Source organism: Streptomyces gardneri, assembly GCF_006539185.1.
In the GTDB taxonomy this organism is placed as follows: Bacteria; Actinomycetota; Actinomycetes; order Streptomycetales; family Streptomycetaceae; genus Streptomyces; species Streptomyces gardneri.
On the sequence record NZ_BJMN01000072.1, the window covers coordinates 1 to 23,617 of the forward strand.

Genomic DNA, 23,617 nt, shown 5'->3' on the forward strand with positions numbered 1-23,617 from the left:
CCCGCCACACCCGACGGTGTGGCGGGCTGCGTCGTGGAGGTCGTGGAGCACTTCGGCTGGACCGGACCCGTGGGAGTGACCTTCCCGGGCGTGGTGACGGGCTCCACGATCCGTACCGCCGCCAATGTCGACAAGTCCTGGATCGGCGTCGACGCGGGCACCCTCCTGAGCGAGCGGCTCGGCGGCCTCCCGGTGACCGTACTGAACGACGCGGACGCGGCCGGGGTCGCGGAGATGACCTTCGGCGCGGGCCGGGGCCGCAAGGGCACGGTGATCCTCCTGACGCTCGGCACGGGCATCGGCTCGGCCCTCTTCGTCGACGGCCGGCTCGTGCCCAACACGGAGCTGGGCCACCTGGAGCTGAAGGGCCACGATGCGGAGACGCGGGCCTCGACGAAGGCCAGGGAGGACGAGGACCTCAGCTGGGAGCACTGGGCGAAGCGCCGGCTGACGAAGTACCTCGCGCACGTGGAGATGCTGTTCTCGCCGGAGCTGTTCATCATCGGCGGCGGGGTCAGCCGCAAGGCCGACAAGTTCCTCCCGCTGATCGAGGGCATCCGCGCGGAGATCGTCCCGGCGGAGCTCCAGAACAACGCGGGCATCGTGGGCGCGGCGATGGCGGCGGGCGAGGCCTGAGGCGAACGGGCGGGGAGCCCGCGGGCAAGCGGGCGACGGGCACACGGCCACGAGCCGACCGTGTTCGGGCCGACCGGCCGAGGGCTACGAGCTGGGCGCCCGCGAGCGACAGGCCGACCCGCCGCGGGCCGACCCGCCGCGGGCCGACCCGCCGCGGGCCGACCCGCCGCGGGCCGACCGGCCGCGGGCCGACCCCGACCACGGGTCAGGCCCTGTCCGGCGGATCAGGGTCTAGGCGACGGGGCGGCGGCCGGGCGCCGAGGGGCGCCCACCCGCCTTCTCGGCCGCACCGGGGGCCGTCCGACCGGCGGCACCGGCAGCGGCAGCAGCGTTGCCGGCGGCGCGCTGCTGGCGGCGCCCCATGTCCCGTACCTTCCGCACGCTCGTGATGAGCCCGGCGACGAGGGTGCCGCCGTAGAGCCAGCCGGCGTGTACGGCGAGGGCGGTCACGACGGCCATGGCCTGGCCGCCGAGTCCACCCGTACCGCCCGCGATGGGGACGACACCGACGGCGAAGGCGATGGGCACGCTGATCGGGGCGGTGACGAGGTCGGCGGTACGGACCCACAGCGCGGTCAGGGCGCTGACCGGCAGGAACAGGAGTCCGAAGACGAGCGGGGAGCCGTCGAGGATCAGCCGGTCGAGGAAACCGATCACCAGCATGGCGGCGGCGGCGAAGAGCCCGGCGCCGAGCCCGGTGAGCCGGGGGGAGGGGAACCGCCGCAGGGCGAGGACGACGGGCGGCACCGGCCGGGTGCCCGCAGGCCGCCCGGAACCGCGGCCGGGCACGGCGGCGGCCGCCGCGTCCACGGCCCGCTCGACGCGGGCGCCGCCGACGCCCCGCCCGGCCCTGCCGGTGACGCGGTACACGGCCACGCCCTCGACGGCCGCGCCGTCCACGAGCGCGCCGGGCGGCGCCACGGGCGGTGTGACGGGGTTTTGCGGCCGTCGGCGGCCTTGCGGCTGACTTGTCCTGTGCTGCTCCACACCACCAACGTAGGTCGGAAGTGGCGGGGAACCCGGTCCGAGACACGCCCTTTGGGTGACGTTGCGCCCGAGATCGACCGAAGGCCGGCGTCACTGGCCGGTTCGCCCCGCCCGTAAACTGGGGGATCGGCCCACCATCCACACTTCAGGAAGTCGCCACCGTGTCGCTCACGATCGGAATCGTCGGTCTGCCGAATGTCGGCAAGTCGACCCTGTTCAACGCCCTGACCAAGAACGACGTGCTGGCGGCCAACTACCCGTTCGCCACGATCGAGCCCAACGTCGGAGTCGTCGGTGTCCCCGACGCCCGCCTGGCGGTCCTCGCGGGCATCTTCGGCTCGCAGAAGATCCTCCCCGCGACGGTGGACTTCGTCGACATCGCCGGCATCGTGCGCGGTGCCTCGGAGGGCGAGGGCCTCGGCAACAAGTTCCTCGCGAACATCCGCGAGTCGGACGCGATCTGCCAGGTCATCCGCGCCTTCAAGGACGAGAACGTCGTCCACGTCGACGGCAAGGTCTCGCCGAAGGACGACATCGAGACGATCAACACGGAGCTGATCCTCGCCGACCTCCAGTCGATCGAGAAGGCGGAGCCGCGCCTGACGAAGGAGTCCCGCCTCCAGAAGGAGAAGGTCGCGGTCCTCGCGGCCGTCCTCGAGGCGAAGAAGATCCTCGAAGCGGGCGACACGCTCTTCTCGAAGGGCATCGCCAAGGGCACGGAGCAGGGCGACCTCCTCCACGAGCTGCACCTGCTCACCACGAAGCCCTTCCTCTACGTCTTCAACGTGGACGAGGACGAGCTGACGGACGAGGCCTTCAAGGAGGAGCAGCGCGCGCTGGTCGCCCCCGCCGAGGCCATCTTCCTGAACGCGAAGCTGGAGCAGGAGCTCATCGAGCTGGAGGACGACGAGGCCCTCGAACTCCTCCAGTCGGTCGGCCAGGAAGAGCCGGGCATGGCCACCCTGGGCCGCGTCGGCTTCGCCACCCTGGGCCTCCAGACCTACCTGACGGCAGGCCCGAAGGAAACCCGCGCCTGGACGATCAAGAAGGGCGCCACCGCCCCCGAGGCCGCCGGCGTCATCCACACCGACTTCCAGCGCGGTTTCATCAAGGCGGAGATCATCTCCTTCGCCGACCTCGTCGAATGCGGCTCGGTCGCCGAGGCCCGCGCGAAGGGCAAGGCCCGCATGGAGGGCAAGGAGTACGTCATGCAGGACGGCGACGTGGTGGAGTTCCGCTTCAACGTCTGACGCGTCGCGTGGCGGCACATCGCCGCTCCTGCTCATACGCACGCCGGAAGGGGCCGGACTCGGATGAGTCCGGCCCCTTCCGTATGCCCGTGCGCGCCCCCCGGTCCGGCGCGGCGGGGAGCTCACCGCCAGGTGCGGATTCGGACGGTGGGGCGGGATCGGGGAACGCCGCGTCGCGGTCGTCCCTCTTACCCCACGTATCCTCGTCTGCTGGGGATCGGGGGCCGGGGGACAAGGGATCGCGGAGGTAGAAGGTGGAGTTCCGGCTGCTCGGCTCCGTTGCGCTGGTGACGGAGGACGGCGACGTAGCCCTGGGGCCCGCCAAGCGGTCCAGTCTGCTCGCCATGCTCCTGCTGCGGCCCAACGGCGCCGTGAACGTGACGCAGCTGATCGACGCCCTGTGGGAGGACGAGCCGCCCACGCACGCCAAGACCGTCCTCCAGGGGCACGTCTCGCGGCTGCGGGCGCTGCTCGCCGAGCACGGGGCGGAGGCGTACGGCGTCGAGCTCGCCACCCAGGGGTCGGCGTACGTGCTGCGGATCCCGGAGTCGCTCGTCGACGCCCACCGCTTCGAGGAGCTCGTCGCGCTCGCCGGGGTCCAGCGTCAGCCCGGTGACGCCGTGCGGATGCTGCGCGAGGCGCTCTCGTACTGGCAGGGGCCCGCGCTCACCGGGACCGTGCACAGCAGGCCGCTGGAGGCGGCCGCCGGGGGTCTCGAGGAGCTGCGGCTGGCCTCCGTGGAGGCCCTGGCCTCGGCCTACGGGGCGCTCGGCGAGCACGGGCGGGCCGCCGCCGTGCTCCGTACCGAGGCCGTCGCCCACCCCCTGCGCGAGTCCCTCGCCGCCGCACTGATGCTGGCGCTCGGCCGCGCCGGACGCCAGTCGGACGCCATCGACTGGTACCACCGCACGCGCCGGCTGCTCGCGGAGGAGCTCGGGGTGGACCCTGGCGAGGCGCTCGCCGAGGCGTACGCGACGCTCCTGCGCGCCGCCGAGCCCGCCGCCCGCGTCCCCCGCCCCGCCCTCCCGGTCGAGGCGTCCGTCCCCTTCGCGGCGCCGGAGCAACTGCCGCGCGCACCACGCGGATTCACCGGCCGGGGCGCCGAGCTGACCGACCTCGACCGCGCCGTCGGCGGTGTGGTCGCGCCCCTCTGCCTCGTCACCGGACCCGCCGGCGTCGGCAAGTCGGCCTTCGCCGTCCACTGGGCGTACGAGCGCCGCGCCGACTTCCCCGACGGTCGACTTTTCGCCGATCTGCGCGGCTTCAGCGACACCCCGGCGCCCGAGACCGCCGCCGTCCTCCGCGAGTTCCTGCTCGCGCTCGGCGTCCCGGCGCTGCGGATCCCGGAGGCCGCCGACGCGCGGGGCGCGCTCTTCCGCTCCCTCACGGCGAGCCGTCGCCTGCTCGTCGTCCTCGACAACGCACGCTCCTCCGAGCAGGTCAGGCCGCTGCTCCCCGGCGGCGACCTCTGCGCGACGGTCGTCACCAGCCGCGACCGGCTCAGCGGCCTCATCGCCTCCGACGCCGCCCGGCCCGTGCCGCTCGGGCATCTGCCGCCCGCCGCCTCGGCCGCCCTGCTCGCCACCGTGCTCGGCGAGGCGCGGGTCGCCGCCGAACCCGCCGCCGCCGAGCGGCTCGCCGGACTCTGCGACGGACTGCCCCTCGCGCTGCGCGTCACGGCGGCCCGGCTGGCCGAACGCCCGCAATGGAAGCTCGACGCGATGGTCGGCGAACTCGCCGACGAGCAGGTGAGGTTGACCCTCCTCGACGTGGAGGACGTCGGAGTCTCCGCCGCCCTGCGCCTCACCGTGCAGCAGCTCCCCGACTCCGCCGCCCGGATGTTCCGCGCGCTCGGCCTGCACACCGGATCCGACCTGGACCGCTTCGCGGCGGGCGCGCTCGCCGGCACGTCCCCGACGCACGCCTCCGCCGATCTGGACCGCCTCGCCGCCGCCCACCTCCTCACCGAGGCCGTTCCCGGCCGCTGGACCCCGCACGACCTCGTACGCCTCTACGCCCGCGGCATCGCCCCCGACGCCGACCCCGAGGGCCTGCCCCGCCTCCTCGACCACTACCTCTACACCGGGCTCGCCGCCGACGCCGCCGCCGAACCGGGCTCCCAGCCCTGCTACTCGCTGCCCGCCGACGCCCGAAGGCCCGCCGCCACGCGGGAGTTCGAGGACCGGGCGGCGGCGCTCGACTGGTACGCGGCCGAACGCCCCGCCCTGGAGGGCGCCGTGGCCGCCGCCGCGGCGCTCGGCCTCCACGACCGGGCCTGGCGGCTCGCCCTCGTGCAGTGGCCGCTGATGCTCATGCGGATCGGGGACGGCTGGACGCCGCTCCTGGAGGCCGGGCTCGCCTCCGCCGAGCACGAGGGCAACTTCGACGCGCAGTCGCGGACCCGGGCGCTCCTCGGGTGGGTGCTGCACGAGGAGGGGCGGGACGCCGAGGCGCTCGTCCACCTGGAGAAGGCGCCGATCCTCGCCGCCCGCGCCGGGGACACCGTCAGCGAGGCCATCGCGTACGTCAACTACGCCGCCGTCCTGGACTCGACCGGAGAGCACGAGCGCGCCGGACTGCTCATGGTCCACGCGGTCTCGCTCGCCGACCGCGCCGCCCACCCGTCCACCCAGGTGCTGACCCTCCAGCATCTGGCGACGCACTGCCTGAAGGCCGGGGAGTACGACGAGGCACTCGCGCACACCGTTCGCGCGGGGGAACTGGTCACACCCGACGCGGTGGTCGTCCGGGCGCAGCTGCAGATCGTCCGGGGCGAGGCGCTGGCCGGCGTGGGCCGCCTCGACGAGGCGGCTGACCAGCTGAAACGGGCGATCGTGGCAGCCGATGCCGCCGGGTTCACGGAGGGCTCCGTGCGGGCGGCGGAGCGGCTTTCGCGGCTGTCAGCGGATCGTTAGCGGTACGCAAGCGGGACGGCAGCGGCGGGCCGGAAGCTGGATACAGCACGCAGTACGTACGTACCGCGTCGACCGACAGCTTCACGGGGGAGAACCACCATGCGTACCACCATGCGGACCCACCACAAGGCCACCGTCCTGGCCGCCGCCGCCGTCACCGCCCTCTCGCTGGGCCTGACCGCCTGCGGCGGCGACACCGGCACCGGCGCCAAGGACGCGGGGAGCGCGAGCAGCTCGCACTCGGAGCAGGCCACCGGCGCGGCGGACACCGGTACGGACACCGGTACGGCCGACGGCACGTCCGACGCGGCCGACACGGCGGACGGGTCCACGGCCGGAGGGTCCACCTCCGGAGGCGTGAGCGAGGCCTCCGCCACCGGCGGCAAGGGCTCCACGAGCGGCAACGGCTCCACCGGCGGCAAGACCGCCGCCAAGGCTTCCGCCAAGACCTCGACCAAGACCGCCGCCAAGGCCCCGGCCTGCGCCTACGGCGACATCAGGATCACCGCGGCGAAGGCGGACGAGGTCCCCACCGAGCACATCACCCTCACCGCCACCAACGTCTCCGGCCGCTCCTGCACCCTCCTCCAGTACCCGCTGATCGCCTTCGGCGACATCCAGACGGCCAAGGACGTCCCGGCCGTCGCGAAGAGCAAGCCGGCGGCCCCGGTCGTCCTGAAGCCCGGTGCCCCGGCGTACGCCAACGTGAGGGTCGCGCTCGGCGGCGTCGGCGAGGGCAACAAGGTCGTGAAGAGCTTCAACGTGAACCTCTTCGCCGCCGACGGCCCGGCCGAGGGCAGCATCGTCGTCAAGGCCCCCGCGGGCGGCCTCGCGGTCGACGAGACCGCAGCCAAGACGGGCTACTGGACGCACGAGCTCCGCAACGGCGCCGACGAGTTCTGATCGGGAGGGCCCGCCCGCGGGTCCGCGGGCGGGTCCTAGCTCACCAGCCCCGTCTTCGCGCCCGCCCCGCACAGCGGCACCACGGTCAGGCCGGGGCGCGGCGGGGCGGCGCTGACCGCCGCCCAGCAGGCCACGCCCGTGGCCTCGACGAAGAGGCCGCGCTTCGCCAGGTCCCGCTGCGCGGTACGGATCTGATCGTCGGTCACCGTGAGGAACGTACCGCCCGTCTCGCGTACCGCCCGGAGGATCTGGCGGGCGCGGGGCGGGGCCGGGACCGCGATGCCCTCGGCGAGGGTGGGGCGAGCGGGGGCGGGGGCGGTGATGTCGTCCGCGCCCGCGTGGAAGGCGGCCGCCAGCGGGGAGACCGCCTCGGCCTGCACGGCGACGAGGGCGGGCCGGGTGTCCGTGAGGCCCTGCCGGCGCAGTTCGTCGAGGGCGAGGGCGGCGCCGAGAAGCAGCGTGCCGTTGCCGACGGGGACGACGATCGTGTCGGGGAGCCGGCCGCCGAGCTCCTCCCAGAGCTCGTACACATAGGTCTTGGTGCCGTGCAGGAAGTACGGGTTGTAGACGTGCGAGGCGTAGAACGTGCCGGGTGCGTCGGCGGCCTCGCGCGCCGCCCGGGCGGTGGCCTCGCGGTCGCCGGGCACCTCGACGACACGGGCTCCGTGCGCCCGGATCTGCTCCAGCTTCTTCGGGGACGTCCCCTCGGGCACGTACACGAGGCTGTCGAGCCCGGCCCGGGCTCCGTACGCGGCGACGGCCGTGCCCGCGTTGCCGCTGCTGTCGGCCACGACCCGGTCGAGGCCCCCGGCGCGCGCCAGCCGCAGCGCGTGCGCGGCGAGCATCACCGCGCCCCTGTCCTTGAAGGACAGCGTCGGCATGAGGAAATCGAGTTTGGCCGAAACCGACTCCGTGAGCGGGACGAGGGGTGTGCGGCCCTCCCCGAGGGTCACCTCGGCTCCGTACGGCAGGGGAGGCAGCGCCTCCGCGTACCGCCACAAGGAATTCACACGTGACGCGAGGGACGTGAGTGAGGGGAGGGATGCCGGTGCCGGCGTGAACTCCAGGTCCCAGGGGCCACGGCACTTCGGACAACACCAGGTGAGCGCGTCCGTGGGGGAGTGAACTCGGCAGCGAGGGCACACGTAGTCGGTCACGGGGCCAGGATGTCAGCCGTGTGACACGGGTGTGTCGGTCACGACGTGACCCTTGTGGGATTCCTATGGATCCGTCAATCTTTCGCTCGGCAGCCGGACATGAGAAGGAGCGGGGACATCCCCGTGTCGTCTTGTCATGTCCATGCCTTCCCCCACAGCAACGCACCACCAATGAGGAGGACCCCTCACATGTCAGTGATGCGTGACTCACGTCGCCGAACAGCCACGGCCATCGCCATCGCCGTGGCAGCCCTCGCCCTCGGCTCCGCCTCCACCCTCCCGGCCGCCGCCTCACCGGCCGCCGCGGAGGGGGTCATCGAGAACGCCGGAGCCGAAGGCACCATCGCGGGCAGCTACATCGTCACCCTCGACGAGTCCGCGCAGGCGGAGACCGCCACGGGCCGGGCGGTCGCGGCCAAGTTCGGCGCGAAGATCAAGCGGACCTACACCTCGGCGATCAACGGCTACTCCGTCGAGCTCTCCGAGGCGCAGGCGAAGAAGCTGGCGGCCGACCCCGCCGTGAAGACCGTCGTGCAGAACCGCGTCTTCACGATCGACGGTACGCAGCCCTCCCCGCCGTCCTGGGGCCTCGACCGGATCGACCAGAAGGCCCTGCCGCTGAACCAGAGCTACAGCTACCCGGACAGCGCGGGCCAGGGCGTCACCGCGTACATCATCGACACCGGTGTCCGCATCAGCCACAGCGACTTCGGCGGCCGCGCGGCCAACGGCTACGACGCGATCGACAACGACAACACCGCCCAGGACGGCCACGGCCACGGCACCCACGTCGCCGGCACCGTCGGCGGCACCTCCTACGGTGTCGCCAAGAAGGCGAAGATCGTCGGCGTCCGGGTCCTCGACAACTCCGGCTCCGGCACGACCGAGCAGGTCGTCGCGGGCATCGACTGGGTGACGCAGAACGCCGTCAAGCCGGCCGTCGCCAACATGAGCCTCGGCGGCGGCGTCGACACCGTCCTCGACCAGGCCGTCCGCAACTCGATCGCGGCGGGCATCACGTACGCGGTCGCCGCCGGCAACGACAGCTCCAACGCCTCCAACTACTCGCCGGCGCGGGTCTCCGAGGCCATCACGGTCGGCTCCACGACCAACACCGACGCCCGCTCCAGCTTCTCCAACTACGGCACGGTCCTGGACATCTTCGCCCCGGGCTCCTCCATCAAGTCGGCCTGGAACACGAACGACACCGCCACCAACACCATCTCCGGTACGTCGATGGCGACCCCGCACGTCGCGGGCGCCGCCGCCGTCTACCTCGCCGACAACCCGACGGCGACCCCGGCGCAGGTCTCCACCGCGCTGACGACCGCCGCCACCCCGAACGTCGTCACCAGCCCCGGAACCGGCTCCCCGAACCGGCTCCTCTTCGTCGGTGGCGGCGGCACCACCCCGCCGACCGGCCCGAGGTTCGAGAACACCGCGGACTTCGCCATCGCCGACAACGCGACCGTCGAGTCCCCGGTCACCGTCAGCGGCGTCACGGGCAACGCCCCGGCCGCCCTCCAGGTGCCGGTGAACATCGTCCACACCTACATCGGTGACCTCCAGGTCCAGCTGATAGCCCCCGACGGCTCGGCGTACACGCTGAAGGCCTTCGGCACGGGTGGCAGCTCGGACAACATCAACACCACGTACACGGTGAACGCCTCCTCGGAGGTCGCCAACGGCACGTGGAAGCTGCGGGTCACGGACAACGCGTCCATCGACACCGGGAAGATCGACTCCTGGGCCCTGCAGTTCTGATCGGCTCGGATCTCTCCTGATCCACTCTGATCCGCTCTGATCCACGTCGCACGACGAGGGGTGGTCGCCTGCCGGCGGCCGCCCCTTCGGCGTACCCCGGGTCGGGTGGTGCGGCGGCCGACCACGTACGATGCGCGCTCGTTCGTCTGTTCGCACCAGTCGTCCCAACAGGAGCACGTCAGCCGTGGAGCCGACCCAGCCGCCCCAGCCGCCCCCGTCGCCCCAGGGCGGCTGGCCCGCCCCCGGCCCGTACACCTCGCCAGGGGGGCCGTACGCGGCCGGTCCCTACGGACAGCCCGGCGCCCCCGGTCCGTACGGGCAGCCCGGCCGCACCACCAACGGGCTCGCCATCAGCTCCCTGATCTCCGGCATCGTCTGCTGCCTCCCGCCCCTCGGGATGGTCCTCGGCCTGATCGCCCTCCCGCAGATCAAGAAGAAGGACCAGGCGGGCAAGGGCCTCGCCGTCGCGGGCATCGTCCTCTCCGCCGTCAGCTCCCTGCTGCTCGTCGTCGGCCTCGTGACCGGCGCCATCGGCTCGGCCGTCGACGGCTTCAAGAAGGGCGTGGACGAGGCCTCGCGCACCAAGTCCCCGTTCTCGCTGCGCACCGGGCAGTGCTTCGGCGACGACGGCAAGCTGAAGGACTACGCGGAGGAGGTCGAGATCGTCGACTGCGCGAAGCCGCACGACGGCGAGGTCAGCGGCAGCTTCAAGCTCACCGGCTACGACAAGTGGCCCGGCGAGTCCGAGATCGAGGCGGTGGCGGAGAAGCGCTGCGAGACGGTCAACGCCGCGTACGCGCTGGACACCTGGGCCGTCCCCGTGGACGTGTGGGTGTACTACTACATGCCGAGCAGCCAGAGCTGGCGCCTCGGCGACCGGACCGTGACCTGCGCGTTCGCGAGCGAGGACGGGTCCTTCAGCGGTTCGGTACGGTCCGACGCGACCACCCTGACCGCCGACCAGGAGCACTTCCTGAAGGCCGTCAACCCGATCGAGGCGGCCGGCTCCCGGGAGCCGGAGGACGACCCGGACGAGGACTTCGCGGCCAACAGGGAGTGGTCCGCGGAGATGCTGGCGGCGATCGACGAGGCGCGCAAGGGGCTGAAGAAGCACTACTGGCCCGGCGCCTCCACGGCCCCGGTCGCGGAGCTCGGCAAGGAGCTCGACGCGGCGATGAAGCAGTGGCGGAAGCTGGCCGGGGCGGCCGACGCGGACGCCTACTGGGAGGCGTACGAAACCGCCTGGGACACCCTGCCCGAGGACCTGGGCGCGAAGGCGCGGAAGGGGCTCGGCCTGACGGACACTCCGCCGGTGCAGGAGGGCCCGAGCAGCTCGGCCTGAGGGGTTCCCGCACGGGTACGGGGCCGGGTCTCCTTCGGGAGGCCCGGCCCCGTCCGTGCGCCTGTCCGGCGGATCGGCCCTAGCGCCGGGTCAGGCCCCGGTCGATCGCGGTGATCAGCTCACCGTCGGGGGTGTCGCCGTCCAGCGACCAGACCATGGCGCCGCCGAGGCCCCGCTGGCGGACGTAGGACGCCTTGGTGCGCAGCACGGTGGGGTCGTCGTAGGTCCAGAGCGTGGTGCCGTCGAAGAGCCAGGCGTGGCCGTTCTTCTGGCCGCGGTGGAGCTTGTACGTGCCGGAGTCGGCGAGCTTCTTGAGGTGCTTGTAGTCCTCGGAACCGGCCGCCCAGGTGGCCGGGGCCGGGGCGGCCGCGGGCTGTCCGAGGCCGTCGCCGCCGCCGGTGACGCCGGTCCAGCCCTGGCCGTAGAAGGGCATGCCGACGACGAGCTTGTGGGCGGGGGCGCCGCGCCTCAGCCAGGACTTCACGGTCCCGTCGACGCTCCAGTCGTTCTTGGCGAAGAGCGCGGACTGCTGGGCCGTCGTCGTCTCGCCGGAGACGTGGAAGTCGTAGCCCTGGAGGTTCACGAAGTCGAAGTCCCGCATGACCTTGGCGACTTCGAAGCCCGCGTCGATCTTGGCGGGCGCGGTGGGCACGTACGCGCTGAGGTCGTAGCGCTTGCGCTGCGGCAGCGAGCGCCCGTAGGCATCGAGCTGGGTGCGGAACTCCCGTACGAGCTTGGTGAAGTTGGGCTTGTCCTCGGGGCGGATCACGTTCCCGGGGGCGCCTTCCGAGCCCGGCCACTCCCAGTCCAGGTCGATGCCGTCGAAGAGGCCGGCGGCGGCGCCGGCACCGCCGCGGGCGCCGTCGACGGGCAGGTTGCCCTTGATGTAGACGTCGATGCAGGAGGCGACCAGCGCCTTGCGGCCTGCGTCGGTGCGCACGGCGTCGGAGAAGTGGGCCGATCCGCTCCAACCGCCCAGCGAGATCATGACCTTGAGGCCCGGGTTCTCGGCCTTCAGCTCGCGCAGCTGGTTGAAGTTTCCGGCGAGGGGCTGTTCGGCGGTGTCGGCGACGCCGTCCACCGAGTCGGCCGTGTCGACGGGGCGCACGTAGTCGGCCCACGGGTCGGAGCCGGGCACATTGCCCATGAGGCACTTGCCGTTCGAACCGACGATGCCGAAGGCGTAGTTGATGTGGCTGAGCTTCGTGGCCGTGCCACTGGTCTCCAGGTCCTTGACCTGGAAGTCCCTTCCGTAGATGCCCCATTGGGTGAAGTACCCGATGCGCTTCAGGGAGTGGCCGGCGGAGGAGGCGGGGGAGGGCTGGTGCGCGTCGGCCGTGGGGGCCAGGGTGGCGAGGAGGCCGAGAGTGGCCGCGGCGGCGGCGCCGAAGGTCAGCTTGGTCAGGGCTCTGGGGCGCATGGGCTCGTTCCTGTGCGAGGCGGGATGGCGCGTGCGGGATGGGCCGTGCGGGATGGTCCGTGCAGGCAGGAACGTATTGGTCTGTACCAATAGAGGTCAAGGGGTGCGACGAGGGTGCGAGGGGGGTGTGGGGTCGCCCGCACTTCGCCTACTCGTGGTGACCGCGGGTAGCAAGGCCTGCGACCGGCGCGTCATCACTTCGGGTGAAACTTTGGCCCATGCTTGCGGATCGCGACCCTCGGTTGTCAGTCTGTAGCTGTCAGTCAACCTGAGGGGAGTGTCCAGTGACATTCGGTGAGCAGCCCGCCTACTTGCGCGTGGCGAGCGATCTGCGGGAGAAGATCGCCAACGGCTCGCTTCCGCCGCACACCCGTCTCCCGTCGCAGGCGCGCATCCGCGAGGAGTACGGGGTCTCGGACACTGTCGCGCTGGAGGCCCGCAAGGTGCTCATGGCCGAGGGGCTCGTGGAGGGCCGGTCCGGCTCGGGGACGTATGTGCGGGAGCGCCCGGTGCCGCGCCGGATCGCCCGCTCCGGCTACCGCCCGGCGTCCGGTGCCACGCCGTTCCGGCAGGAGCAGGCCGCCGAAGGGGCCCGGGGTACCTGGGAGTCGAGCAGCGAGCAGGAGCCGGCCAGTGTCGAGGTGGCCGCCCGGCTCGACATCGAACCGGGGGAGCGCGTGATGCGCACGCGGTACGTGTACCGGGACGGGGGCGAGCCCATGATGGTCTCCACCTCCTGGGAGCCCCTCGCGGTCACCGGCCGGACTCCGGTGATGCTGCCGGAGGAGGGCCCGCTGGGCGGCTGCGGCGTCGTCGAGCGGATGGCGGCCATCGACGTGGTCGTGGACAACGTGGTGGAGGAGGTCGGCGCCCGCCCCGGGCTCGCCGAGGAGCTCCTCGCGCTCGGCGGGGTGCCGGGCCATGTGGTCATGGTGGTCGAGCGGACGTACTACGCGTCGGGGCGGGCCGTCGAGACCGCGGATGTCGTGGTCCCGGCCGACCGCTACCGCATCTCGTACCACCTCCCGGTCCGCTGATCCCGCGCGCCGACTCCCGCCCCCCGGTCCCGGGGGCGTCCGGCCGACCGGTGAGCGGACCCGGCCGTCCGGGCCGCTTGACCGGGAGTTAACGGCGCGTCAGTCCCCGTAACCGCCCGGCAATCGTGGACCGCGACAAGCCGTCACGCCCGGCTCCTACCTTCCTGCTCCGTACCCGCGATCCGGTCGGACGACAGGAACCCTCATGACGGAAACAGTCACCACCCCCACCCCGGAGCCGGGTGGGGGTACCTCCCGGACCCTTGAGGCACGGGGGGATCTCGCGCCGCGGTCCGGGCCCCGCCGCAGCTACGCCAAACTGGCCGCGGACGAGAGCCGCGAGGACTACTCCCTGCGCTACGCGCCGCATTCCTTCCGGCGCTGGTCGCCCGCCACCGTGGCCGGCACGGCCCTCGGCGGCATCGCCTACCTCGCCGACTTCGCGATCGGCGCCTCGATCGTCTTCACCTACGGCTTCGGCAGCGGCCTCGCCTCGATCCTCACCGCCGCCGCGATCATCTTCCTCACCGGCATCCCCATCGCCCGCGCCTGCGCGAAGTACGGCCTGGACATGGACCTCATCACCCGGGGCGCCGGCTTCGGCTACTTCGGCTCCACGCTGACCTCGCTGATCTACGCCTCTTTCACCTTCATCTTCTTCGCGCTCGAAGGCTCGATCATGGCCCAGGCCATGCACCAGGCCGTCGGCCTGCCGGTGGAGATCGGCTACCTGGTCACGACGCTGATCGTCATTCCGATCGTCTTCCGCGGAATGGGCGCGCTGGCCAAGGTGCAGGCCTGGACCCAGCCGGTCTGGATCATCGGCATGGTGCTGCCCTTCGCCGTCCTGGCCTTCGAGGCCCCCGACGCCTGGGGCGCCTTCGGCTCTTTCGGCGGTACGGAGGGGGCCGGCGCGGGCTTCTCGTGGATCGGCTTCGGCCTCGGCACGGGCGTCGCGCTCTCCCTGATCGCACAGATCGGCGAGCAGGCCGACTATCTGCGCTTCATGCCCGCGAAGACGGAGGCCAACAAGCGCCGGTGGAACCTCGCCGTGCTCGCCGCCGGACCCGGCTGGGTCATCATCGGCGCGGCCAAGCAGCTGGGCGGCGCCTTCCTCGCCTTCGTCGCCCTGGAGGCCGTCGGCAAGACCCACGCCCTGGAGCCGATCGCCCCGCAGATCGAGGCGCTCAAGCCCTGGCTCGGCTCCTTCGCCCTGCCCGCGGCCGCGCTCTTCGTGATCGTCTCCCAGATCAAGATCAACGTCACCAACGCCTACAGCGGATCGCTGTCCTGGTCGAACTTCTTCTCCCGCGTCACCCACCGCCACCCCGGCCGCGTCTGGTACATCTTCCTCAACCTCGCCATCGCGCTGACGCTGATGGAGATGAACATGTTCGCGGCCCTCAACAAGCTGCTCGGGTTCTACTCCAACGTCGGCATCGCCTGGATCGTCGCCGTCGCCGCCGACCTCGTCATCAACAAGCGGGCCGGCTGGAGTCCTCCGTACATCGAGTTCAAGCGCGCCTATCTGTACGCCGTGAACCCGGCCGGCTTCGGCGCCATGGTCATCGCCTCGGTCGTCTCGATCCTCGCCTTCTTCGGTCTCTTCGGTACGTATGCGGAGGCGTTCTCCACGTTCATCGCGGCCGGTCTCGCCCTCGTCCTCTGCCCGCTGATCGCCTGGGCGACCAAGGGCCGCTACTACCTGGCCCGCCCGAACCCGGTGAACGGGCCCGGCGTGCTGGACGGACCGGGCGCGGTGGTGACCGACGAGCGCGCGACCCACACCTGCGCCGAGTGCGAGACGGCGTACGAACTGCCGGACATCGCCGACTGCCCGGTGCGGTCCGGCCCCGTCTGCTCCCTCTGCTGCTCGCTCGACGCCGAGTGCGGCGACGTCTGCCGCAAGGCCCCCCAGGGCGCAGGCGCCCCCGTCCTGATGCCGGTGCCGACCGTCCCCAAGGCCTCGGCCGGGGCGTAGCTTCGGCCGCCCCCCGTCGGTTACCGGCCGATCCGTATCTCTTTGTGAAAACACATATCCGCTGTGTGAAGGTCAGGCGTAAGCTCCGGCATATGCGGATTGCGGTTTCCCGGAGATCGTTGGAGACGGCCGGACCGGCGGAGGGAGAAGCCTGATGAGCGACAGCGGCGCTGTTCTTGCCTGGCTCGTCATACGGCAGGACGACAACGGCAACCGCTACCGCGTGGGGCGGTACGCGACCAAGGACGAGGCCCAGAAGATCGCGGACAGCCTCGACGACCGCGGTCACAAGCAGCTCTACTGGGTCGAGCGGATCGGCACCCCGGCGCTCTGAGCCCGGCGGGTGCCGCCCGGCCCGGGCTACGCTCGCGGCCATGACGGAACGCACCACCGACCCCACCGCGCCCCGCGGGCACCACCGTGACACCGACCCCGGTGTCGTGGTCGTCGTCGCGGGGGCCGTGTACGACCAGGGGCGCCTGCTCGCCGCGCGCCGCAGCGCCCCCGCGGAGCTCGCCGGCCGCTGGGAACTCCCCGGCGGCAAGCTCGAACCGGGCGAGAGCCCCGAAGAGGCCCTGGTCAGGGAGCTCCGCGAGGAGCTCGGTGTCGAGACCGAACCGGGTGAGCGCATCCCCGGCGAGTGGCCGCTGAAGCCCGGATACGTCCTGCGGGTGTGGACCGCCCGCCTGCTCTCCGGTGTGCCCCGCCCGCTGGAGGACCACGACGAACTGCGCTGGCTCGCCCGGCACGAGCTGGACTCGGTCGACTGGCTCGACCAGGACCGCCCGGCCGTCGCCGAGGCCGCGCTACGGCTCCCGGCGGCTCCCGTCGACGGAGCGCGCGACTGAGTCTCTACGCCGTTCGTGCCACCATGCGCCCATGGCTGCGCCTGACACGATATCCCGCACCAAATAGCGGGTATGTCCTGATTGATCCCCTGGAAGGGGACGTGGGCCTTCCTGCTGACACACGGCTGGGGAAGTGATCGGGTGTGATCGACACCGACGGCGACTGTGCCGAGTGGACCTTCCCGGCAGAGGCCAATGCCGTGCGCACCGCCCGCCACGCGGTGCGCGAGACCCTGCGGGCCTGGGAGCTCGACGCGGCCCTCGGCGATGTGACCGTCCTGCTGGTCAGCGAGCTGGTGACCAACTCCCTGCGGTACGCCTCCGGGCCGATCGGCGTCCGTCTGGTGCGCCCTCGTCTGGACGGCGCCGAACCCGCACCGCACCCCGCGCTGCTCGTGGAGGTCTCGGATCCACTTCCGGATCCTCCGACGGAGAAGCCGGCCGGACCGGAGGACGAGGGGGGCCGCGGGCTCGGTCTGGTGGCCTGTTCCGCACGGCGCTGGGGGACCCGTAAAGGAAGGACGGGCAAAACCGTATGGTTCGAGCTGGCTCTGCCTGGTGAGTAAACAGGGTGGGACAACGATCACCGGGACTCGGCCCGAAGCGAACGAGACCACCCTGTGATCGTGAACGTCGTGCCGTCGGGGCCTGCCGTATTGAATACTGCGGGCATGGCCGGTCCGGTGCGGTGAGCTGGAGGGGACGGTCGCGTGAGCGAGATATCCGAGACGGCGAGCGGCTTCGTGTGGCAGAGCAGCCCGCCCGGCTCCATCTATGACTACATCCGGGTCGCGTCCTTCTCGATCGGGCCCGACGGCCTCGTCGAGCAGTGGAGCAGGCGAGCCGTGGACCTCTTCGGCGTCACCGCCGAGGAAGCCAGGGGCAAGGACCCGGTCGAGGCCTTCATGCCCGCCGACCTGCGCGAGCGCGGGCACCGGCGGGTCAAGGAGATCCTCGACGGCAAGGAATGGACGGGCCTCGTCCCCTTCCGGATGCCCGGCGAGGAACAGCCCCACGGCATCGCCGAGATGTACGTCATGCCGAGCGAGACCGAGTCCGGTGAGCGGGCCGCGCTGTGCATCGTCGTCGACGTACGCGCCCTCCGCCGCATCGAGACCGACCTCGCCGCCTCCCAGGCGATTTTCGGCCAATCCCCCTTCGGCTTTCTCCTCTTCGGCACCGACCTCACCGTGAAGCGGGCCAACCAGCGCTTCGCCACCGTCTTCGGCGGCTCGGCCGACGACCACCGCGGCCGGACCGTCCACGACTACCTCGCCCGCGCCGAGGCCGACCGGATGACCAGCGCCCTCCGCCGGGTCCTGGAGACCGGGGAGTCCGTCACCGACCTCCAGATCGTCGGCGCCGCCCCCGGCGCCCGGGACCGCCGGCACTGGTCCATCAACCTCTACCGCGTGCACAGCGGTTCCGGCCGGCCGATCGGCGTCGCCGGCCTCGGCATCGACGTCACCCGCCGCCACAACGCCGCCCGCGAGGCCGCCAGCGCCCGCCGCAACCTCGCCCTCCTCAACGAGGCCGGTGCCCGCATAGGCAACTCCCTCGACCTGGAGGCCACCGCCCGCGAACTCCTCGACGTCGCCGTCCCCGGCTTCTGCGACCTCGCCTCCGTCGACCTGTACCAGGGCCTGCTGACCGGTGACGAGGCCCCACCGGGCCGGTGGGGCAGCTCCCACGACGTCGGCTACGGGGCGGGCAGCGCCGAACTGCGCAGGGTCGCCTTCGCCAGTGCCGTCGCCGACACCCCCCTCAGAACCGACGAGGGACACGGGGCGGGCAGCGGCTGTTGCGGACCCGTACCCATCGAGGTCGGGGCCGTCCACCGCTACCCCTTCAACTCGCCGTGCGCCGGGGCACTGCGGACCGGACGGATCCGGACGGTGCCGGGCGCCGAAGGCGAACTCGCCCAGTCCACCCTGGTGGTCCCGATGGTCGCCCACGACACCGTCGTCGGCCTCGTCCAGTTCTCCCGGGCGAAGGGCAGCGAGCCCTTCGGGGAGCGCGACCGGGCCCTCGCCGTCGAACTCGCGGCCCGCGCCGCCGTCTGCATCGACAACGCCCGCCTCTACCGCCGCGAACACGAGCGGGCCCTCATCCTCCAGCGCAGCCTGCTCCCGCCCGGCGACCCCGAGGCCGCGGGACTCGACATCGCCTGCCGCTACCTCCCCGGCACCACCGCCACCGAAGTCGGCGGCGACTGGTTCGACGTCATCGAACTGCCCGGCCACCGCACCGCCCTCGTCATCGGGGACGTCATGGGCCGCGGCCTGCGCGCCGCCGTCGCCATGGGCGAACTCCGCACCGCCGTCCGCACCCTTGCGCAGCTCGACCTGGAGCCCGCCGAGGTCCTCTCCCACCTCGACGAGATCGCCCGCGGCCTCGGTGCCCCCATCGGCACCCAGCAGTCCCGCACGCAAAAGTCCCGAGGCCCCGAACTCTCCGAGGTCTACCTCGCCACCTGCGTCTACGCGGTGTACGACCCGGTCACCCGACGCTGCACGTTCGCCAATGCGGGCCACCTCCCGCCCGTGCTCGTCGAACCCGGCGAGGAGGCCTTCCTGCTCGACGTACCCCCCGGGATGCCGCTCGGCGTCGGCGGTGAGCCCTTCGAGGAGGTCGAGGTCGAACTGCCCGAGGGCGCCCTCCTCGCCCTCTACACCGACGGGCTCGTCGAGTCCCGCGACCATCCCCTGGACGAGGGGCTCAGCGCCTTCCGACGCGCCCTCACCGACCCGGCCCGCCCGCTCGAGGACGTCTGCGACCGGGTCCTGACCAGCCTCGACACCGGGCACGGCGAGGACGACATCGCCCTCCTCATGGCCAGGATCCAGGGCCTGCCCAGCGAGGCCGTCGGCGACTGGTCGCTGCCCAGGGAACCCCGCTCGGTCGGCCGGGCCCGCGAACTGGCCCGCACCCAGCTGAAGGCCTGGGACCTCGAACCGCTCGTCGACACCGTCGAACTCCTCGTCAGCGAACTCGTCACCAACGCGCTCCGCTACGGCGAGGGAGAGATCCGGCTGCGCCTGCTGCGCGACCGCACCCTCGTCTGCGAGGTCTGGGACGCGGGCCTGGTCCAGCCCAGGCGCCGACGGGCCAGGGACACCGACGAGGGCGGCCGCGGCCTCCAGCTCGTCGGGCTGCTCAGCTCCTCCTGGGGATCCCGCCGTACCCCGCGCGGGAAGACCGTCTGGTTCGAACTGGCCCTGCCCGACGGCGACGGAGCGGCGGAACCCACGGTGGAACAGCTCCTCAGCATGTTCTGAGCAGCGCGCCAGGAGACGCCCGATCAGGTCTTGAGCGCGGCCAGCCGGGCCTCGATCTCCGCGGTGTCGCCGAGCGCGTCCAACTGCTCGAACTGGGCGTCCAGCGAGGAGGCGGCGAGCTCCTGCTTGCCCATCGCCTTCGCCTCCTCCCGGCGCACCTTGTCCTCGAAGCGGCTCAGCTCGCTGGTCGGGTCGAGGACGTCGATGCTCTTCACCGCGTCCATCATGCGGTTCTGCGCCTGCGCGGACTTGTCCCGCGCGACCAGCTCGTCGCGCTTCGCCCGGAGCTCGCCCAGCTTCGCCTTCATCTGGTCGAGGCCCGCCCTGAGCTTGTCCACCACCTCGGTCTGCGCGGCGATCGTCGGCTCCGCGGTCCGCGCCTCCTTCTCCGACTGGAGCTGCCGGCCGAGCGCCACCTTCGCCAGATTGTCGAACCGGTCCGCCTCCGCGGCCTGTCCGCCGGCCCGCAGCTCGTCCGCCTTGCGGCTGGCGGCCAGCGCCTTGCCGCCCCACTCCTTCGCCGCCTCCACGTCCTCCTGGTGGTCCTGCTCCATCAGACGGAGGTTGCCGATCGTCGCGGCCACCGCCTCCTCGGCCTCCGAGATGTTGCTCGAATAGTCGCGGATCAGCTGGTCCAGCATTTTCTGCGGATCCTCCGCCTGGTCCAGCAGCGCGTTGATGTTGGCCTTCGCCAACTGGGTGACCCGGCCGAGAATCGTCTGCTTGCTCATGGCTCTTCTCCTTGAGAGGGACAGCGAGAGGGACAGCGGGAGGGACAGAAAACGGGACGCGGAACGCGCGGTCCTCAGAACCGGCCCCCGCCGCCCAGCCGGCCGCGCGTGCCGCTGCCGCCGAAGCTGCCGGGCCCGCCGCCGAAGCCTCCGCCCCCGAAACCCCCGCCACCCCCACCGGAACCTCCACCGAACCCCCCATGTCCGCCTCCCCTTCCCCCGCCGAACAGTCCGCCGAGGATGATGCCGCCGAGCACGGCCCCGCCGAGCCCGCCGCCACCACTTCCTCCCACCCCTGTTACACCGCCCAGGCCGTTCGGGTTCCCATACGTCCGGACGTCCTGCTCGGCGAGGTCCTGCGCACGCCGGGCCAGCGCGTCCGCCTGCTGGGCCTCCGCGAGGGCGGCCTGCGGATCCTCTGCGCCGGCGAGGACACGCGCCTTCTCCCAGCGGCGCTGGGCCTCGGCCAGGCGCGTACGGGCCTCGGAGCCCACGGCGCCCCGATGAGTCGTGATGTAGTCCGCCGCCGCTCCGATCGCCGAGCGGGCCGTCAGCATCGCCTGATCGAGGAGCGCGCGGGCGCGCCGCGTGCCCGACTCGCGCTCCCGTGCGCCCTCCAAGGACTCGTCGAGCGCCGCGTCGGCCTCCTCGACCCGGCGCAGCGCGTCGATCGGGTCGTACCGCCCGGCCTCCACCCCGCGCCGGACCTCGGCGACCACCGACTCGGCCCGGGCGATCCGACCCTGGAGGTCGGCGGTGGAGACCCCCTCGGCGGTGCCCTTCAACAGGCCGCGGGCGTCCGCGAGATCCGCGTCCGTCTCGGACAGCGCGCCCGGCAGCTTGCCCACCGCCTCGGCCAGCTCCTGCGCCCGCCGGTCCACGGCCTCGACGAGCCGGGCGGCCTGGTCCACCGCGCCCTCGGCCGCCCGGATGTGCACCGCGGCCCCGCCGTTGTCCCCGGCGTCGATCTGCTGGCGCGCCTGGTTGATGTGGGTCGTCGCGAACACGAGCCGGTCCTTCGCCTGTTCGATGTCGCCCGCCACCGGCGCCGCCGCCGAGTCCGCGTACCGCTCGCGCATCGCCGTCAGCGCCGCCTCGGCCAGGCCCATGCGCCCGGTCCGCTCCCGGAAGGCGGCCTCGACCGTGTCCAGCGCCTCGGGAGCCGTCCGCTCCAGGGCCCGGAGACGGTCGAAGGCCTCGCTCTCGGCGTCGAGCCGGGCGTCCGCCTCGCCGCAGCGCCGGAGGATCTCGTCGAGCATGCTCCGGCGGGTCTGCTCGTCCTCGGGAAAGGAGTCGTCGAGCTTCTGCCGCAGCCGGAACGAAGCCGTCAGCTGCTCCTTGGCGAAGGCGACCGCCTCGGTGAAGGGCCGTACCGCCTCCTCGCCGAACTGGGCGGTCGCGAAGCCGAGCTCCTCCTGGCTGGTGCGGACCGCGTCGTCGGTGGCGACCAGCGTCAGCCGCGCCTGCCCGTCGAGCTCCTCCAGGGACGGCGGCGGGGGCTCCTTCGGCCGCCCCCAGCCCTGGCCGCCCTGCGGGGTCGTCCGGGTCTCGGCCCGCTTGCGCCTCTTGGTGTACGCGTAGGCCGCCACGGCCCCCGCGCCGCCGACCAGCACCACCGGCAGGACCAGGTCGCTCGCGGAGGTGCCGTCGTCGGCCGGGGCGCCGGGGTCCGCGGGTCCGGGGGTGATGTCCGGAGCGGGGACGGGTCGGCCGGCGAGGACGGCGTCGTAGCCGTCGGCCGCGCCGATGGCCGCGCCCGCCCAGTCGTTCTGCCGCAGGGCCGGTTCGATCGCGGTCCTGGCCACGTCGTCCAGCTGCTCCTGGGTGAAGCGTGATGCCGGGTCGGCGGAGTAGCCGTACTGCCGGTCGTGGGTGGCGACGGCGAGCAGCAGGTCCTCGACGCCGAGCCCGTTGCGTTCCGCGGTGGCGTCGGCCCAGCTCTGCGCCGAGCTCCCGGAGAAGTCCCGTACGTACACGACGAAGAGCTGCACGCGCCGGTCGTCGTAGAGGCGGTCGAGGGCCTGGACCACGGAGGCGCGGCGGTCGCCGAGGGCCCCCACACGGTCGGTGATCTGACCCTCGCGGGACAGGACGACGGGGTCGTCGGCGTGGGCACCGTGAACGGCGGGCACGATGAGCCACCACGCCGCCACCAGTACCGCGAGAAGGGTTCGGGTGGCTATTCGCGTCACAAAAGGGAGGCTATGTCCGGGTGTGCGGCTCCGCGACCGGACCGGTGCCATCCGTATTCGGAAACCGTTCGAAGCCGTCCGGCGTCACTGTCTGTGGCCGCCTCTACGGTGGCGACAGCGGCATCAGTGACATGACGGCTCTTGGGGGGCTCGTGTGAACGGACGGTTGAAGGGCATGTGGAGGCGGGGGCGCTGGTTCGTCCTAGGGCTGGTCCTGCTGCTCGTCGTCCCCCTGCTCACCGGAGCGATCGCGCTGCGCCTCAACTTCACGGGCGACGTCAGGGAGGACGCGCGGACCCGGGGCAAGGACGCCGTCTGGCTCGGCCACGCCTGGGTCGACGGGCGGAAGAAGGACGCCGACCTCGCGGCCTTCGCGACCCGGATCAAGGGCACCGGGATCCGCGACCTGTACGTCCACGCCGGACCGCTGCGGCACGACGGCACCCTCCCGGCGGCCAAGTACCCCCGGGCGAAGTGGCTGATCGACGCGGTGCACCGCACGATGCCCGGGATACGCGTGCAGGCGTGGCTGGGCGACGTCCTCGCCACCGAAGGGCCCGACGGACTGCGCCTGGACAAGGCCGAGTCCCGGGCGGCCGTGGTCACCTCGGCCCGGCAGATCCTGGACGCCGGCTTCGACGGGGTCCACTTCGACCTGGAGCCGCTGCTCTCCGACGACGTGAACTACCTGTCGCTCCTCGACGACCTGGGGGAGCTGACCCGGTCCCGGAAGGTACCGCTCTCGGTCGCCGCCCACCAGATCGATCCGGTGCCCGCCGCGCACTCGGTGAACGGCGCGCTCAGCGGCAGCGAGAAGTGGTGGTCGCAGGAGTTCTTCGGGCAGGTCGCCCGGCGCGTCGACCAGATCGCCGTCATGTCGTACGACACCTGGATGCCGCTGGAGGGCCTGTACGGCGGTTACGTCGCCCAGCAGACGAGCCTCGCCCTCGAAGTGACGCCCGAATCCACCGACCTGCTGATGGGACTCCCCTTCTTCCACGAGGACGACCTCGGCCACCACGAGAACGCGGAGACCGTCTCCGCCGCCATCCGCGGCACGCGGCTCGGCCTCGGGCGCACGGACCCCGACCGCCAGCGGTTCGGTGTCGCGCTGTACGTCGACTTCGCCGCGGAGGAGGGGGACTGGACGGCCTACCGCGAGGGCTGGCACTGACC

18 protein-coding genes are annotated in these 23,617 nt (G+C 72.3%); 13 read left to right on the top strand and 5 right to left on the bottom strand.

What is annotated here, in order from left to right:
• On the top strand, window positions 1–636 hold a 636-nt coding region (gene ppgK / locus SGA01_RS37415; protein ID WP_141302608.1), incomplete at its 5' end, for a polyphosphate--glucose phosphotransferase.
• Between the two features lie 231 nt (window positions 637–867).
• Here the strand turns inward: ppgK and SGA01_RS37420 are convergent.
• On the bottom strand, window positions 868–1,623 hold the full coding sequence (locus SGA01_RS37420; RefSeq protein ID WP_371866294.1) for a DUF6542 domain-containing protein: 756 nt from the start codon (window positions 1,621–1,623) through the stop codon (window positions 868–870).
• A 161-nt stretch (window positions 1,624–1,784) separates the two neighbouring features.
• On the opposite strand from SGA01_RS37420, the gene ychF reads away from it, so the two are divergent.
• From ychF to SGA01_RS37435, 3 genes are all read left to right on the top strand, one after another.
• On the top strand, window positions 1,785–2,873 hold the full coding sequence (gene ychF / locus SGA01_RS37425; protein ID WP_024760863.1) for a redox-regulated ATPase YchF: 1,089 nt from the start codon (window positions 1,785–1,787) through the stop codon (window positions 2,871–2,873).
• Between the two features lie 254 nt (window positions 2,874–3,127).
• Window positions 3,128–5,788, top strand: coding sequence for an AfsR/SARP family transcriptional regulator (locus SGA01_RS37430; RefSeq protein WP_141302610.1), 2,661 nt, complete (start codon window positions 3,128–3,130; stop codon window positions 5,786–5,788).
• Window positions 5,789–5,887: 99 nt separating this feature from the next.
• On the top strand, window positions 5,888–6,691 hold the full coding sequence (locus tag SGA01_RS37435; RefSeq protein WP_308699086.1) for a DUF4232 domain-containing protein: 804 nt from the start codon (window positions 5,888–5,890) through the stop codon (window positions 6,689–6,691).
• Between the two features lie 35 nt (window positions 6,692–6,726).
• Here SGA01_RS37435 and SGA01_RS37440 read toward each other — a convergent pair whose 3' ends face one another.
• Window positions 6,727–7,848 carry a threonine synthase gene (locus SGA01_RS37440; RefSeq protein ID WP_141302612.1) on the bottom strand — a complete coding sequence of 374 codons (1,122 nt, stop codon included), beginning with the start codon at window positions 7,846–7,848 and terminating at the stop codon, window positions 6,727–6,729.
• Between the two features lie 189 nt (window positions 7,849–8,037).
• On the opposite strand from SGA01_RS37440, the gene SGA01_RS37445 reads away from it, so the two are divergent.
• A complete protein-coding gene (locus SGA01_RS37445) occupies window positions 8,038–9,612 on the top strand; it encodes a S8 family peptidase (RefSeq protein ID WP_141302614.1) in 1,575 nt (524 codons plus the stop codon).
• Between the two features lie 184 nt (window positions 9,613–9,796).
• Window positions 9,797–10,954: a DUF4190 domain-containing protein gene (locus tag SGA01_RS37450; protein WP_167534273.1), complete on the top strand. Its 1,158-nt coding sequence runs from the start codon at window positions 9,797–9,799 to the stop codon at window positions 10,952–10,954.
• 79 nt (window positions 10,955–11,033) lie between these two features.
• Here the strand turns inward: SGA01_RS37450 and SGA01_RS37455 are convergent, their stop codons facing one another.
• A complete protein-coding gene (locus SGA01_RS37455) occupies window positions 11,034–12,374 on the bottom strand; it encodes a glycoside hydrolase family 18 protein (RefSeq protein ID WP_141302618.1) in 1,341 nt (446 codons plus the stop codon).
• Window positions 12,375–12,658: 284 nt separating this feature from the next.
• Here SGA01_RS37455 and SGA01_RS37460 point away from each other — a divergent pair, with 284 nt between their 5' ends.
• The 6 genes from SGA01_RS37460 (at window position 12,659) to SGA01_RS37485 (ending at window position 19,518) form a co-directional block, all read left to right on the top strand.
• Window positions 12,659–13,411, top strand: coding sequence for a GntR family transcriptional regulator (locus SGA01_RS37460; protein WP_141302620.1), 753 nt, complete (start codon window positions 12,659–12,661; stop codon window positions 13,409–13,411).
• A 205-nt stretch (window positions 13,412–13,616) separates the two neighbouring features.
• Window positions 13,617–15,392: a purine-cytosine permease family protein gene (locus SGA01_RS37465; RefSeq protein WP_141302622.1), complete on the top strand. Its 1,776-nt coding sequence runs from the start codon at window positions 13,617–13,619 to the stop codon at window positions 15,390–15,392.
• 154 nt (window positions 15,393–15,546) lie between these two features.
• Complete coding sequence (locus tag SGA01_RS37470; protein WP_055641521.1) at window positions 15,547–15,726, top strand: SPOR domain-containing protein; 180 nt, start codon at window positions 15,547–15,549, stop codon at window positions 15,724–15,726.
• 40 nt (window positions 15,727–15,766) lie between these two features.
• A complete protein-coding gene (locus tag SGA01_RS37475) occupies window positions 15,767–16,240 on the top strand; it encodes a (deoxy)nucleoside triphosphate pyrophosphohydrolase (RefSeq protein ID WP_141302624.1) in 474 nt (157 codons plus the stop codon).
• A 143-nt stretch (window positions 16,241–16,383) separates the two neighbouring features.
• Window positions 16,384–16,806, top strand: a complete 423-nt coding sequence (locus SGA01_RS37480; protein WP_055641520.1) for an ATP-binding protein — start codon at window positions 16,384–16,386, stop codon at window positions 16,804–16,806.
• Window positions 16,807–16,950: 144 nt separating this feature from the next.
• Window positions 16,951–19,518, top strand: coding sequence for a SpoIIE family protein phosphatase (locus SGA01_RS37485; protein WP_141302626.1), 2,568 nt, complete (start codon window positions 16,951–16,953; stop codon window positions 19,516–19,518).
• Window positions 19,519–19,541: 23 nt separating this feature from the next.
• Here the strand turns inward: SGA01_RS37485 and SGA01_RS37490 are convergent, their stop codons facing one another.
• Together SGA01_RS37490 and SGA01_RS37495 are read right to left on the bottom strand one after the other, a co-directional pair.
• Window positions 19,542–20,249 (bottom strand): PspA/IM30 family protein, encoded by a 708-nt coding sequence (locus SGA01_RS37490; protein WP_141302628.1) that lies wholly within the window; start codon window positions 20,247–20,249, stop codon window positions 19,542–19,544.
• A 74-nt stretch (window positions 20,250–20,323) separates the two neighbouring features.
• Entirely contained in the window at window positions 20,324–22,441 is a 2,118-nt protein-coding gene (locus SGA01_RS37495) for a TPM domain-containing protein (RefSeq protein WP_141302630.1), read from the bottom strand.
• Between the two features lie 175 nt (window positions 22,442–22,616).
• Between SGA01_RS37495 and SGA01_RS37500 the strand changes: the two genes are divergently transcribed.
• The gene (locus SGA01_RS37500) at window positions 22,617–23,615 is read left to right on the top strand and encodes a glycoside hydrolase family 18 protein (protein ID WP_141302632.1); all 999 of its coding nucleotides are present in this window, start codon (window positions 22,617–22,619) and stop codon (window positions 23,613–23,615) included.
• The last annotated feature ends 2 nt before the right edge of the window (window positions 23,616–23,617 follow it).